Origin of the sequence: Papillibacter cinnamivorans DSM 12816 (assembly GCF_900176335.1) — a bacterium.
In the GTDB taxonomy this organism is placed as follows: Bacteria; Bacillota; Clostridia; order Oscillospirales; family Oscillospiraceae; genus Papillibacter; species Papillibacter cinnamivorans.
The window spans coordinates 391,574-404,116 of the sequence record NZ_FWXW01000001.1 but is presented as its reverse complement, the minus strand read 5'-3'; the positions used below and the strand labels follow the sequence as shown (position 1 = coordinate 404,116).

Below are 12,543 nucleotides of genomic sequence, written 5' to 3'. Positions count from 1 at the left end.
CGCCTCCTCAGACCTTGTCCGTAGCCTTTTCACCGAACAGGCCGGTGGGCTTTACGACAAGAATGATGATGAGCAGCGCAAAGGTAAAGGCGTCCGAAAAGGTGGTCCAGCCGGAACCGCCGATGCCGAATATCGAGCTGCCGCCCTTGATGATGTTCTCGCAGATACCGATGATAAACGCGCCGATGACGGCTCCGGGGATGCTCCCGATCCCGCCGAACACCGCCGCCACGAAGCATTTGAGTCCCGGCATACCGCCGGAGGTGGGCGCCACGGAGGCATAGTTGGTGAAATACAGCATGGAGCCGACCGCGGCGAGAAACGAGCCGATGATAAAGGTGACGGAGATGACCCGGTCAATCTTTATGCCCATGAGCTCGCTGGTCTCAAAGTCCTTGGACACGGCCCGCATCGCCATGCCGATCTTGGTATATTTGATGAGGAGGGATAAAAGGACCACCAGTACGATGGTGAGAATCGGCGTTACCACCGTGACGACCTTCGTGGACGCATCCCAGATCGTGATAGTCTTGGAAAGCCACGGGATTTCCGGATACACCTTGGCAAGGCCGCCGGTAAAATACAGCGCCGCATTCTGCAGCAGGTAGGACACGCCGATGGCGCTGATCATGACCGACATGCGCGGCGCGCTGCGCAGGGGCTTGTAAGCCACGCGCTCAATGATAAAGCCAAGGGCGACCGTCAGGATGAGAACCAGCGGGATCGCCATCATCATGGGCATGGAGGCCGACAGATAGACCATCATCAGCCCCGCGCACATGAACACGTCACCGTGGGCGAAGTTGATGAGGCGGAGAATCCCGTAGACCATGGTGTACCCAATGGCTATGAGAGCGAACTGACCTCCCACCGAGATACCCGAGAGGATATAGGAAAGATTGCTGTGCAGAAACTCAATCATGCATTTGCCTCCTTTTATGCCGCCTGAAAAGGAAAACCTCCGGTTTCCCTTTTCAGGCGACACAAGATATCGCATGAGTGCCCGAAAACGCGGCGGGGGCCGGAGACCCCCGCCGCTCGGTACAGATTTAATCAGCCGATGGTAACCGCGGGCAGAGCTTCCCAGGCCCCGGTTTCCGTGTTGCAGTGTTTGACGTAGGCGGTGTTGCGGATGGCGTCGCCGTTGGTCTGGTCAAGGGCGATGTGCCCGGAAACGCCGTCATACTCGGTGGTCCACAGAGCCTGCATGATGTCGGCGGAGGCGGTGCTCTTGGCGTTTACCGCAGCCTGAAGGGCGAAGAAATACGCATCATAGCCCATGGCGGTAACGGCGGCAACGGTATCGTCTCCGCCGTTGTTGGCAAGGCGGGTGGAGTCTCCGGCGACCCAGGTCTTAAAGCCGCTGTCGAAGTCGGCATTGGCACCTTCGGGATAGAAGGTGGTCACGGTGACGTCAACACTCTTGCCCTTGGCAGCCTGAAGGATGACGTTGGAGTCCCACGTGTCGCCGGCGAGAATCGGCATTCCCAGTCCCTGAGAATCGGCCTGGTTGATGATGAGCTGAGCGGCCTCGGTGGAGACGGGGGAGAAGAAGACCTGGCAGCCTTCGTTCTTGGCGTTGTTGATGTAGGAGGTAAAGTCGGAGTTGCCGTCGGGGAAGGTATCCTGCACGCAGGTTCCGCCGAGGGCTTCAAAAGCGGTGACAAAGTAATTGACAAGCCCGCCGGAATAGTCGTCGCCCAGCTTGGACAGGCAGTAAGCCTTAGTCACTTTGAGCTCGCTGAAGGCGTAGTTTGCCAGAACGGTGCCCTGGAAGGGATCCAGGAAGCAGATGCGGAAATAATGGGTGTTGCCCTCGGTAACCTGCGGGTTGGTGCAGGTGATGCCGATGACAGGGATCCCGGCTTCCTTGAAGGTGGGGGAAGCGGCGATGGAGACGCTGGAGCCGTAAGAGCCGAGGACCACGGAGACACCGGCGGAGACCAGAGTGGAGGCCGCGGTGGCAGCCTTGTCGTTGGAGCTCTCGTTATCTACCTTGACAAGCTCGACATCATATGTAGTGCCGTCGATTTCCACAGTGGGGGAAACGGAATTGGCATACTCAATGCCGAGGGTTTCCTGCTTGCCGCCGGCACCGTTGTCACCGGAAGCGGGCTCGAAGACGCCGATTTTCAGGACGGGATTGCCAGCCGCCGCGGTGGGCGTAGGCGTAGTTGTGGTTGTTGAGGAACCACATGCGCAGAGAGACAAAACCAGCAAGACAGACAAAATTACAGCCGATAGCCTTTTCATGTTTTCTTCCTCCCAATATAAGTGATTGGCCGCCGGAATGTCCGCCGTATGCGGACAAGTGTGCTCGGTGACCCAGAAAAAATTATAACCCAAGTGACCGTCAAATGCAATATAATTGTAATTCAATCTCAAATGTTTTATATAAAATGCTCTAAAATCCGCTGCCCTGAAGAAGGAGATAGGTAAAATCTGCTGTTAAATCCAGGCTCTGGCCGTATTTTACCTTCCGCCCGCCCGAGATAATCCCGAAGGGATATCAACCGACAGGAGCAGGGACCGGATGTATTTCAGCGGCAGATATCCCGGCCCGGGCAGTCTGCAGAGCGCATCTCCCCGGGCAAAGACAGCGTTTTCCGCCTTGCTCAGCCCAAAGCGATTTCCGTTTAAAAAAGACGGGCATAATGGTATACTTGAAAGAGCGGTTTCGCTTTTTTAAGAAGGCCCGGAGCCCGGATGGGCCGTTTTGCGTTTCAGTCCGGTTCAATCTTATAAAAGGCAGGTTGCAGTTATGGAACTTTTTCCTATCAGGCGTTTTTTGTCCCGGGACGGCAGAGCGGCGGAAAAACAAGCCGCGCCTGCCCCGCCGCGTATGAAAAGCCTTATGGAGAGCGGCTGCGCGCCCTTCGATTTCAGGGAGAAGGCAGTCGTCGTCACAGGCGCTTCCCGCGGCATCGGCCGTGAAGTGGCCGAGCGCTTCTACGAAGCGGGAGCATCAGTGGCCATCTGCAGCCGGAAACAGCAGGATATCGACAGGGCCAAGGATGAGATGGCCGGAGACGACAGATCGCGGGTTTTCGGCATGGAGGCAGATGTCTCGAAGCTTTTGGAGCTGAACGCTTTTCTCCAGGGTGCGGCGGATCAATTCGGCAGGATCGACATCCTGGTCAACAATGCCGGCGTGCAGTTTCCCAAGCCTTCCGTGGAGGTCAGCGAGGAGGACTGGGACGCAACTCTGGACACCAACCTGAAGGGCTACTTTTTTGCCGCCCGGTTCGCAGCGATGGACATGATGGGAAGAAAGGCCGCAGGAACGATTATAAACATCGGTTCGGTCAACGCAGTTACCGTCGTACAAGGGATGGCGGTGTACGCGGCCTCAAAGGCAGCGATTTCACAGCTGACGAAAAGCCTGGGACGAGAGTGGGCCGGGAGCAATATCCGCGTCAACTGCGTGGCACCGGGATTTGTTCCCACCTCCATCAACGCCGCCGTGCTTGACAAACCCGCGCAGCTTCGCGCGATAGAGGAGAGGCTTCCTCTGGGCAGAGGAGGAACCGTTTCCGAGATCGCCGACGCGGTTATGTTTCTCGCCTCCGATTATTCTTCCTACATAACGGGCCAGACGCTGTACGTTGACGGCGGAATCACGCTGCTTCACGGGTGAGGCCTGTTTCCCTCCGCTTTTCCAGAACGATTCAAAACCCGCAATAAGGCGGGGAGGTTTGACAAAGAAGAATTAAAGGGAACGGAATACAAATTTCCACGTCCAAACCTATAAAGACATCCTGGAGGTGGAGACTATGAGAAGGGTTTTCGGAGTACCCGTCCTTACTGCGGCGCTCCTTCTTGCCCTTACGGCCTGTTCCAACCCTTTTTCCAAAGCCGAGCCGCAGCTACCGAAAGCGGAAGCAGTTTTATCCGGAAAGATCGCGCAGCTGCGTGACGACTCCTTTTTGCTTGCCGGCACCGGGGCATCCGATCTTTATATCGTTTCCTCCGAGCCCGATCTGTACAACCCGGACAACACGCCCGCCGACGCATCCGCGCTGCAGTCGGGGCAGACTGTGGAGATCGGCTATTCCGGCGGCATCATGGAATCTTATCCGGCTCAGATAGGCAATATCGTCTATATTAAAATTACCGGACAGGAAGATGATCTGGCGGGATTTTATCAGATGATCTTAAGCGATCTCTGGAATACGGACGAGGGACTCAATTCCGACATTTCCATTCTGGCTTTCGATTTGTCTCAGGTGACAAACCTATCGGAATCCGAGAAGAGCGCCCTTGTCTACATGGTAAGCAGCGAGCACAATCTGCAGGGTATCACGGGAACCTTCGACGAGCTGAGCGAGCAGGGGTACATCAACAAAGAGCAGCTGTATTTTGACAACGGGATGCTGTTTGAGCTTACGCTTTCCGACGTGACCGGGGAGAGCTTCACCTTCGACGCGTCCAAATGGCGCAGCGGTACGGGAGCTTACTATTATAACAACTGCAGGGCGGTGAAGGACGGCGGTGCCTGGAGCTATACCGTCGGTTCGGAAGCGATCTCGTAGAAAGAGAACCGGATTTCATCGCAGACGGAGGAACATTGGGCTTTTGTTAATCCTATGATCCGGGAGGCCGGGACTGCCTGGAACTGCGCTTATAAACCATTAACGAAAAGAAACAGCTTTTTCCCGTATCGTTCAAAGGGAGACACAGGTTTAGAAAACGGAACAAACCGTCCTATCACCGAACCAAGCCGCCCGCGCCAACCGGCGCGGGCGGCTTGGTTATACTTTGCCGGTTTTCAAACGAGGATAAGCATAGAAAACCCAAAAGTATCGCATTGGTTGAATAAATCAACCAAAATCAACCTCCGATCCATTGATAAACCAAAGACCTCCGGATACAATTAAGACAGAGGTGAAAAACATGAAAGAAATCAACATCGCAAAAGTGCTGATAAACAAACGCCGAGAAAAGGGGATCACCCAGGATGAGCTGGCAAATTACATGGGGGTTTCCAAAGCGTCGGTCTCCAAATGGGAAACCGGGCAGAGCTATCCGGACGTTACGTTCCTGCCGGTGCTGGCGTCTTATTTCAACATCAGTGTCGACGGGCTGCTGGACTATCAGCCCCAGATGGCGCCGGAGGACATCCGGAAGCTGTACCGGAGGCTGTCGGCAGACTTCGCATCCAAGCCCTTTGACGGGGTACTGAAGGAGTGCCGCGGGATTGTCAAGAAGTATTACTCCTGTTTTCCGCTGCTGCTGGAAATGGGAAGCCTGCTGCTCAACCACGTGGAGCTGCTGAAGGACAGAGAAAAGGCGGCGGCCTTGCTGGCGGAGGCCAGAGGGCTGTTTGTAAGGGTCAAAACAGAAAGCGACGAGGCGGCGCTTGCCCGTAGGGCCTTATACATGGAGGCTTACTGCAGCCTTGCCGAGGGAGATCCCAAGAGCGTCCTGGAGCTGCTGGAGGGGGCCATGGAACCTGCAATGCCGGCTGAATCCCTGCTCGCCCCCGCCTATCAGATGACAGGGCGCGCCGAGGAGGCAAAGACGGTGCTGCAGGTGGGAACCTACCAAAACATCGTCGTGCTGTTCAACTTCTTTCCGGCCTACCTGATGCTCAGCACGGACGACGCTCCCCGGTTCGAGGAGACACTGCACCGGGCGTGTATTGTAGCGGAAGCTTTCGACATGAAGCACCTGCATCCGGGCGTTCTTGTGGGCCTGTATCTTGGGGCGGCCCAGGGATATCTTGCGCAGAGCAACCGGGACCGGGCGCTGGACATGCTGCAGAAGTATACGGAAATCGTGACATCGGACATCTATCCCCTGAAGCTGCACGGCGACGATTACTTCGACAGGATCAACGGCTGGATCGAAAAGCTGGACCTTGGAAACGGGCTGCCCCGGGACGAAAAAACCATCCGGAGGAGCATGGCGGCGGCGGTGGCTCAGAATCCTACTTTTTCCGTGCTTGCCGGCGAGCCGCGGTTCCAGAGCATCTGCGAAAAGCTGCAGAGCAACTGCCACTGATGTTGGGAGATGAGGGTATGGAAACTGAGAGAAAAACGGAGCGGAAACGGCTTTGCCTGTTTCTTGTTCTGACATTCGCCGTCAGCTGGCCGGTGTTCCTGCTGACGCCCATAACCGGACAGAGTTACGGGAGCGCTATGTCCATTGTCTTTACCATGTGCGCCATGTTTGTCCCGTCGCTATGCAACATTCTGACCAGAATCATCACCAAGGAAGGCTTCGGAAAGCTGTGCCTGAGGCCGAATTTCAAGGGGCATGTCAAGGCGTACGTGCTGATCTACTTTCTCCCCGCGGCGCTGCTGCTTATCAGCGGAACGGTCTATTTTCTGGTTTTCCCGGGTTCATTCGACCCGGAACTCACCGCGCTGCAGCAGATAGCCGCTTTAAGCGGAAAAACCGGGTTTACCGCAGACCGTCTGCTGCTCATCTCCATTTTGCAGATTGTTCTGATCGGGCCGGTAATCAACATCATACCGACGCTGGGGGAAGAGCTGGGCTGGAGGGGATATCTGCTTCCCAAGCTGCGGCTGTTTCTGTCAGACAGGGCGGCGCTGACGGTCACGGGGGTTATCTGGGGCCTGTGGCACACTCCGGTGATTGTACTGGGGCACAACTACGGTACCGGGTATCCGGGGTACCCCTGGCTGGGAATCCTGGCCATGATCGTGTTCTGCTTCGGACTAGGCGTTTTGGAAGGGTATATCTCCATCCGGATGAAGAGCGTGATCCCTGCCGCCATGATCCATTCCGCAGTGAACGCGGGGGCGGCGATGCCGGTCTATATGATGAAGGGGTCCTATTATTCCATCCTGGGCCCAGCGCTGACCGGATTTGTCGGCGGTATTCCAATGACGGTACTGGCGGTGATTCTGCTGATAAAAACCGGCAGAGGCGGACTTGGTTTAAACGGCGAAACACGCAGGAAATCCCTGACGACCGAGGAGAAGTAGCAGTTAAGCAAAAAAGAAAGGACAGGAATTCCTGCCCTTTCTTTTTTGCTGCTGAACATTTATAGGGGGTATTGACAAAAAAGCGGAAATAGTATAATTTGTTATACAAGTATAACTAATGCAACTAGTCTTATTGAATGGAGGGGCGGTATGGGCAAGTCAAAAGACGGCAGCAAATATATGAGCTCGGTCCGGGTGGGACCCAAGGGACAGATCGTGATTCCCAAGGAGGTCCGGGACATGTTCAAAATCAAACCCGGCGACACGCTGCTGCTGCTGGCCGACGCGGAAAAGGGAATCGCCATCGAGCGGATGGAGATTTTCAGGAGAATCGCCGACGCCATTCTGGGCGGGAAGGCAAGGGCGGTCTATCCCGAACACAGCGAAGAAGACAGCCTTACCTTTGCAAGGGAAATTCTCAAGGCGGAAGAAAAGGAACCTGAAAATGAAAGCGATTGAGACTTTGGGACTGACAAAGCGATACGGAGCGAAAACCGCGGTGGACGGCCTGAACCTGGAGATCGAGAGGGGCGAGCTGTTCGCTTTGCTGGGGGTAAACGGCGCGGGAAAGACCACCACCATCAAGATGATCTCGGGCCTTACGAAGCCTACCGGCGGCGACGCCCGGATTCTGGGATACAGCATCGTCTCCGAACCCATCCGGGTGAAAGAGAGGATCAACGTCTCGCCGCAGGAGACCGCCACCGCACCCAATCTCACAGTCCGGGAAAACCTGGAGCTCATCGCGGGAATATACGGAGAAAGCCGGGAACGGTCCCGGCGGAAGGCGGAGGAGATGATCTCCGCTTTCGGATTGGGCGAATTTGCCCATGTCAGATCCAAGACCCTGTCGGGAGGGCTCATGCGGCGGCTGAGCATCGCCATGGCTCTGATCTCAGAGCCGGAAGTTCTTTTCCTAGACGAGCCGACCCTGGGGCTGGACGTGATTGCCCGGAGGGAACTCTGGGCCGCCATTGAGAAGCTGAAGGGACGGGTTACGATGATCCTCACCACGCACTACATGGAAGAGGCGGAAGCGCTGTCCGACCGGGTGGGCGTCATGGCGGGAGGGCGGCTGAAGGCGGTGGGCACGGCCGGGGAGCTCACCGAAAGAACGAAGGCAAAGAATTTCGAGGACGCCTTTATCGCGCTGGCGGAAGGGGAGGGGTGAGGCTGTGAAAACGATGGTTTTCGCGTCCCGCAACGCCAAGGAGATTTTGCGGGATTTCCTCAACCTGGCTTTTGGCATCGGGTTTCCGCTGATCGTGCTGCTGCTTCTGAGCGCGATCCAGGCCAACGTCCCCGTAGAGCTGTTTACCATCGGGCGGCTGGCCCCCGGGATCGCGGTATTCGGGCTTTCCTTCGTCTCCCTGTTCTCCGGGATGCTCATCGCAAAGGACAGGACCAGCTCCTTCATGCTGCGCCTGTTTACCTCCCCCATGCAGCCCCGGGACTTTATTTTCGGATATGTCCTGCCCCTGCTGCCCATGGCCGTTGCGCAGACAGCGGTCTGCTTTGCCGCGGCCATTGCCCTGGGGCTTCCCGTCGATGTCCATATTCTGTACTCCATAGCGGCCATCTTCCCCGCGGCGGTTTTGTTTATAGCTATCGGGCTTCTGTGCGGGAGCCTCTTCAACGACAAGCAGGTGGGAGGCGTGTGCGGGGCGCTGCTGACCAACGTGAGCGCGTGGCTCTCCGGGACCTGGTTCGACCTGAACCTGGTGGGCGGCGGATTCAAAAAGGTTGCGGACGCGCTGCCCTTCGTACATGCGGTGGATGCCGGAAGGGCGGCCCTTGCCGGGGATTGGAGCTCTCTGTGGCCGAACCTGTGGTGGGTAATGGGGTACGCGGCGGTAATTTTGGCGATTGCCGTGGCGGTATTCCGCCGGAAGATGAACGGCGACGTCAAATAAATTTGATCAGACGGGAGGAGCCCGCCGGAGCAATTTGCTCCGGCGGGCTCTTTATGCATACAAAAGGATACATAACCGTAAGTAGATTACTTCACTGCGACGGCAGAACTCTTCGGAGCTTCTGGAAGGCTGAAAAACGGTTTGCCTGTAGGAATATTCAAACCGCAAAAACCAAGCATTCCAGACAGGAAAGAGTAAATCCCGACACAACCATCGATAAACAAAAACCATCCTGCAAGCAGGGGAAAGTAAGCGGGGACGGACATTGCACCGGAAAGACCAGCAAACATCACACCTAATCCACCGAACAGGAAAATCAAAAAGTCCACTTTTGAAGCGTAGCGGAGCCCGGGAAGTATGAGCAGAAGACATGCCCCTATAATAGTAAACAATATACCGCATATTGTATAGTCAAATGGGATGCCATGGGTTAGTGAAAGAATCATCAAAACATGGGTCAAGCCTGCGGCACTGCCAAACGCGGTAGCAAAAATTGCAAAGACATTGCCTGCAAAGTCATTTCCCCGTGTAAACAGGATTATCGCACCTATGATGTAAATGGGGAAAACCCCAATTTGTAATACACCGATCGCTAGAATGGAACCTTCCTTCAGATACCCCATATAATTTGCCCAGAATACAAAGCAGAGGATTGAAAATACTAGAGTTACGACCGGAGAGGGATTACCGTTCAATGGCTTTTCTGAGATCTTGACTTGAATTTCTTTCTCATACATATCAGATCTGGTTCCTTTCTATAACTTAAATTTAACCCCAGTATTTTCGGAATATATTTCCCGGCTCATGCGATGTGATAAAGTATTCAGGTTCAGGTTTTTCACCGAGAGACAACTGGAGATAATGGCTGTCATAGGATGCGAAGAAATCATTAGCAAACGCACTCATAAGAAAACGCTGGTTTTTAATGGGGGTGATATTTACTACTCTGCCATCCATAAGAGTCATTTTATCCAAGGTTGGGAATAAACAACAGAGGGAAGCCGGGACATCGCCTGTCAATACATACCGGCCTTTTTCGGTGGGAACAACAATCGTCTGTCCGCCCAGAGAATGCCCTTTTGTAAGATATAGCTCGAGTCCGTTACTCAGTTTGATGTTTCCATCTACTAGAATTAGCTGGCTCAGATTTCTGACCCATTCTTTTGTATCCTCAAAATAATCCGCACGGGCTTGTTGGAAACCATAAGGGTTCATAAGGTTTGCGTACTCGGCTTTTTGAATATAAGTTGGTACGTCCATGAACAGGTGACCGTTTCCGCAATGGTCATAATGCAGGTGCGTATAAATGACCGCATCAATATCTTTTGGAGTCAGCCCTTCCTCCGCAAGACCATCTAAAAGCATCTTTGTGGAGCCTTTCGGTTTACAGTCACCCACTTGCATCCGGTCGGTATATCCGTCCTTCATCCCGGTATCGACCATTATATTTTCTCTCCCATTCCTTAGCAAGAAGCAGGTAAAGGGAAAATCAACAACCAGATCGGTGTCTACGCCCCCGCCCCCCACAATAACCTTAGGAAATGTCAGCTGACCGGCATAAATCGCTTTAATCTTCCAATAATTCATAATAACCTCCCAAATACTATGTTTTAAATAATGTATGATGGTTCGGAATCAGAGCACTTCCAGTAAAAAATCGGAATATATATCAAGGGCTGCGGTTACTTTGTATATTTAAAATTGGATGTTCATGCCGTTATTCAGGGCGGATGGGTATCTCTTATATACGACTTTCTGGAGCAGCCCTTATTTGAAGAAGATTCCATTCTTTTTTCAGCAGAATCCTGATTATTGTAAATACTGCCGTTCAGATAAAAATCATGTCGGGTTTTTGGACCATCTAGCATAATCCCGGAGTATTGATAATTTTTTTTATCAGCGCTTTTAACCAACCATCTAGTAGTAAATCTAATCATTGATGTTTTTCCTTCATAATGAATCTATTAATTTTCTGCGGAGTTCGTTATTGTTTTGTATGTCTCTTATATGTGCAAACGTCATGCCAACTTACACAGTTGAACTGGAAATAGATTTAGGAGGAGATCCGTACCGAAATGCAAGTAACGATAAGCCATGTCTAAATCAATTGCTTGCAGCTTGCAGGAACTTATGAGTCGAAATTGGAAATATGAATCGGGAGCGATTCATATTTTGAGTTGCTCCCGATTCATATTTCCAATTAATGAAGATATTTGCGAAAATCATAAACCATATTTCTTTTTTCTGCGCATAATGAGAGATTGTGTAGTATTTAGTGTTTTCGCTGCCTCACGGGTGCTGCGGGTAGAGTTCAGCACATATTGAAGACAATCACGTTCACATTGCGCCATATAATTGTTCAGCGAGATACCCCTGATCGGCATTTGTGAGTGCCCAGACATGTCAAAAAAAATAGGGGCAGGGTATTTTTGACCGCTTGTATGGCTCTGGTCTGAAGCTATGGACTGAATGTTTCCGATTTCAATATTGTTTCCGGCACTCATTACCACCGCACGTTCAATGAAATTTTTCAATTCCCGTACGTTCCCGGGCCAGTTGTAATTCAGCATGTTTTGGATGGTTTTTTCTGTGAGCACGCGACTTTTACCATATTTTCCACAGTAATATCTGAGAAAATATTCAGCCAACGGAACGATATCTTCTTGCCGGTCCCGGAGGGTAGGGATCGTCATGGGAATGACGTTTAGCCGGTAGAATAGGTCTGCCCTAAATTGCTTCTTTTCTACTAGAACTTGTAATTCCTCGTTAGTGGCTGCAATAGTACGAAAATCTATAAACCGAGTTTTATTAGAGCCAAGACGGATAATCTGTTTTGTTTCAAGGGCACGGAGCAGTTTTCCCTGTAGGTTCAGCGGCAACGAGTTGATTTCATCCAAAAAGAGCGTGCTATGATCCGCGTCCTCAATGATCCCTCTTTTTTCTGCCGCCGCGCCGGTGAAGGCACCTTTTTCATATCCAAACAATTCCGCTTCCAGCAGATTTTCCGGTAGCGAGGCACAGTTTACAATCACCATTTTATTTTTACCGCGCGGGCTGTGGCTGTGAATATAATTGGCGACCACTTCTTTTCCCGTCCCTGATTCACCATAGAGCAGAACTGCGGAATCCGTTTGTGCAATATATTTAGCCATGTCCAGTAGGTTTTTCATTTCAACACTTTCGGAGATAATGGCATCTGAAGTTTTTTCTCCCTCCATATTGTATGAATCGTAGTTGGAAATAACTCCTTGCAGCAACGCGTTACGATAACTGTCATTCATGGTAGTTACGTCTCGGCAGATTGCTAGAATGTTCCTCACATTCCCTTTTTCATCAAATATCGGAGTCGAGATGACAAGCTGCTGATAATGCTTTCCTCCAGAAATGTCTACATTTTGAAGCATATTGACCGTATTTTTATTGCGGTATACGATATCCGAGATGAGCACTTTAATTTGGCCTTCTTTCAAGAAATCATACACATTGTATCTGAGCAGTCGCGTTTTTGAAATCCCTGTCATGTTGACATATTTGCTGTTTACAAAAATATAATTTCCCTTGTCGTCCAGAATGTAAATACCATCTGTCATATTATCCAATATTGTTTCAAAAAACTTGACGTCCTTCATTTTCCATCCTCCATTCTATACAAATTTTAAGTAGCATTACATTTTAAT

The 12,543-nt window shown here is 52.1% G+C and carries 12 protein-coding genes; 7 read left to right on the top strand and 5 right to left on the bottom strand.

Annotated features, from left to right (window positions below):
* Window positions 1–7 precede the first annotated feature (7 nt).
* Window positions 8–922 (bottom strand): branched-chain amino acid ABC transporter permease, encoded by a 915-nt coding sequence (locus B9A13_RS02050; protein ID WP_084233362.1) that lies wholly within the window; start codon window positions 920–922, stop codon window positions 8–10.
* A 131-nt stretch (window positions 923–1,053) separates the two neighbouring features.
* The gene (locus B9A13_RS02045) at window positions 1,054–2,253 is read right to left on the bottom strand and encodes an ABC transporter substrate-binding protein (RefSeq protein WP_084233361.1); all 1,200 of its coding nucleotides are present in this window, start codon (window positions 2,251–2,253) and stop codon (window positions 1,054–1,056) included.
* Window positions 2,254–2,761: 508 nt separating this feature from the next.
* Here B9A13_RS02045 and B9A13_RS02040 point away from each other — a divergent pair.
* The 7 genes from B9A13_RS02040 to B9A13_RS02010 all read left to right on the top strand — a co-directional run bounded on the left by B9A13_RS02040 (window position 2,762) and on the right by B9A13_RS02010 (window position 8,866).
* Window positions 2,762–3,637: an SDR family NAD(P)-dependent oxidoreductase gene (locus B9A13_RS02040; RefSeq protein WP_084233360.1), complete on the top strand. Its 876-nt coding sequence runs from the start codon at window positions 2,762–2,764 to the stop codon at window positions 3,635–3,637.
* Between the two features lie 136 nt (window positions 3,638–3,773).
* Entirely contained in the window at window positions 3,774–4,532 is a 759-nt protein-coding gene (locus tag B9A13_RS02035) for a hypothetical protein (protein WP_084233359.1), read from the top strand.
* 361 nt (window positions 4,533–4,893) lie between these two features.
* A complete protein-coding gene (locus tag B9A13_RS02030; RefSeq protein ID WP_084233358.1) occupies window positions 4,894–6,003 on the top strand; it encodes a helix-turn-helix domain-containing protein in 1,110 nt (369 codons plus the stop codon).
* Between the two features lie 17 nt (window positions 6,004–6,020).
* Window positions 6,021–6,953 carry a CPBP family intramembrane glutamic endopeptidase gene (locus B9A13_RS02025; protein ID WP_159447993.1) on the top strand — a complete coding sequence of 311 codons (933 nt, stop codon included), beginning with the start codon at window positions 6,021–6,023 and terminating at the stop codon, window positions 6,951–6,953.
* 150 nt (window positions 6,954–7,103) lie between these two features.
* The gene (locus B9A13_RS02020; protein ID WP_084233356.1) at window positions 7,104–7,412 is read left to right on the top strand and encodes an AbrB/MazE/SpoVT family DNA-binding domain-containing protein; all 309 of its coding nucleotides are present in this window, start codon (window positions 7,104–7,106) and stop codon (window positions 7,410–7,412) included.
* Entirely contained in the window at window positions 7,399–8,124 is a 726-nt protein-coding gene (locus B9A13_RS02015) for an ABC transporter ATP-binding protein (protein ID WP_084233355.1), read from the top strand. Before B9A13_RS02020 ends, B9A13_RS02015 begins: the two co-directional genes overlap by 14 nt.
* A gap of 13 nt (window positions 8,125–8,137) precedes the next feature.
* Window positions 8,138–8,866 (top strand): ABC transporter permease, encoded by a 729-nt coding sequence (locus tag B9A13_RS02010; RefSeq protein WP_341456012.1) that lies wholly within the window; start codon window positions 8,138–8,140, stop codon window positions 8,864–8,866.
* Window positions 8,867–8,952: 86 nt separating this feature from the next.
* Here B9A13_RS02010 and B9A13_RS02005 read toward each other — a convergent pair whose 3' ends face one another.
* The 3 genes from B9A13_RS02005 to B9A13_RS01995 form a co-directional block, all read right to left on the bottom strand.
* Window positions 8,953–9,603: a hypothetical protein gene (locus B9A13_RS02005; protein ID WP_084233353.1), complete on the bottom strand. Its 651-nt coding sequence runs from the start codon at window positions 9,601–9,603 to the stop codon at window positions 8,953–8,955.
* A gap of 31 nt (window positions 9,604–9,634) precedes the next feature.
* Window positions 9,635–10,453 carry an N-acyl homoserine lactonase family protein gene (locus B9A13_RS02000; RefSeq protein ID WP_084233352.1) on the bottom strand — a complete coding sequence of 273 codons (819 nt, stop codon included), beginning with the start codon at window positions 10,451–10,453 and terminating at the stop codon, window positions 9,635–9,637.
* A gap of 635 nt (window positions 10,454–11,088) precedes the next feature.
* On the bottom strand, window positions 11,089–12,495 hold the full coding sequence (locus B9A13_RS01995) for a sigma-54 interaction domain-containing protein (RefSeq protein WP_084233351.1): 1,407 nt from the start codon (window positions 12,493–12,495) through the stop codon (window positions 11,089–11,091).
* Between the last annotated feature and the right edge of the window lie 48 nt (window positions 12,496–12,543).

What these genes read in the sequence shown, in the direction of transcription:
- B9A13_RS02050 (WP_084233362.1), bottom strand. Translation starts at nt 922, where the DNA reads ATGATTGAGTTTCTGCACAGCAATCTTTCCTATATCCTCTCGGGTATC.
- B9A13_RS02045 (WP_084233361.1), bottom strand. Translation starts at nt 2,253, where the DNA reads ATGAAAAGGCTATCGGCTGTAATTTTGTCTGTCTTGCTGGTTTTGTCT.
- B9A13_RS02040 (WP_084233360.1), top strand. Translation starts at nt 2,762, where the DNA reads ATGGAACTTTTTCCTATCAGGCGTTTTTTGTCCCGGGACGGCAGAGCG.
- B9A13_RS02035 (WP_084233359.1), top strand. Translation starts at nt 3,774, where the DNA reads ATGAGAAGGGTTTTCGGAGTACCCGTCCTTACTGCGGCGCTCCTTCTT.
- B9A13_RS02030 (WP_084233358.1), top strand. Translation starts at nt 4,894, where the DNA reads ATGAAAGAAATCAACATCGCAAAAGTGCTGATAAACAAACGCCGAGAA.
- B9A13_RS02025 (WP_159447993.1), top strand. Translation starts at nt 6,021, where the DNA reads ATGGAAACTGAGAGAAAAACGGAGCGGAAACGGCTTTGCCTGTTTCTT.
- B9A13_RS02020 (WP_084233356.1), top strand. Translation starts at nt 7,104, where the DNA reads ATGGGCAAGTCAAAAGACGGCAGCAAATATATGAGCTCGGTCCGGGTG.
- B9A13_RS02015 (WP_084233355.1), top strand. Translation starts at nt 7,399, where the DNA reads ATGAAAGCGATTGAGACTTTGGGACTGACAAAGCGATACGGAGCGAAA.
- B9A13_RS02010 (WP_341456012.1), top strand. Translation starts at nt 8,138, where the DNA reads ATGGTTTTCGCGTCCCGCAACGCCAAGGAGATTTTGCGGGATTTCCTC.
- B9A13_RS02005 (WP_084233353.1), bottom strand. Translation starts at nt 9,603, where the DNA reads ATGTATGAGAAAGAAATTCAAGTCAAGATCTCAGAAAAGCCATTGAAC.
- B9A13_RS02000 (WP_084233352.1), bottom strand. Translation starts at nt 10,453, where the DNA reads ATGAATTATTGGAAGATTAAAGCGATTTATGCCGGTCAGCTGACATTT.
- B9A13_RS01995 (WP_084233351.1), bottom strand. Translation starts at nt 12,495, where the DNA reads ATGAAGGACGTCAAGTTTTTTGAAACAATATTGGATAATATGACAGAT.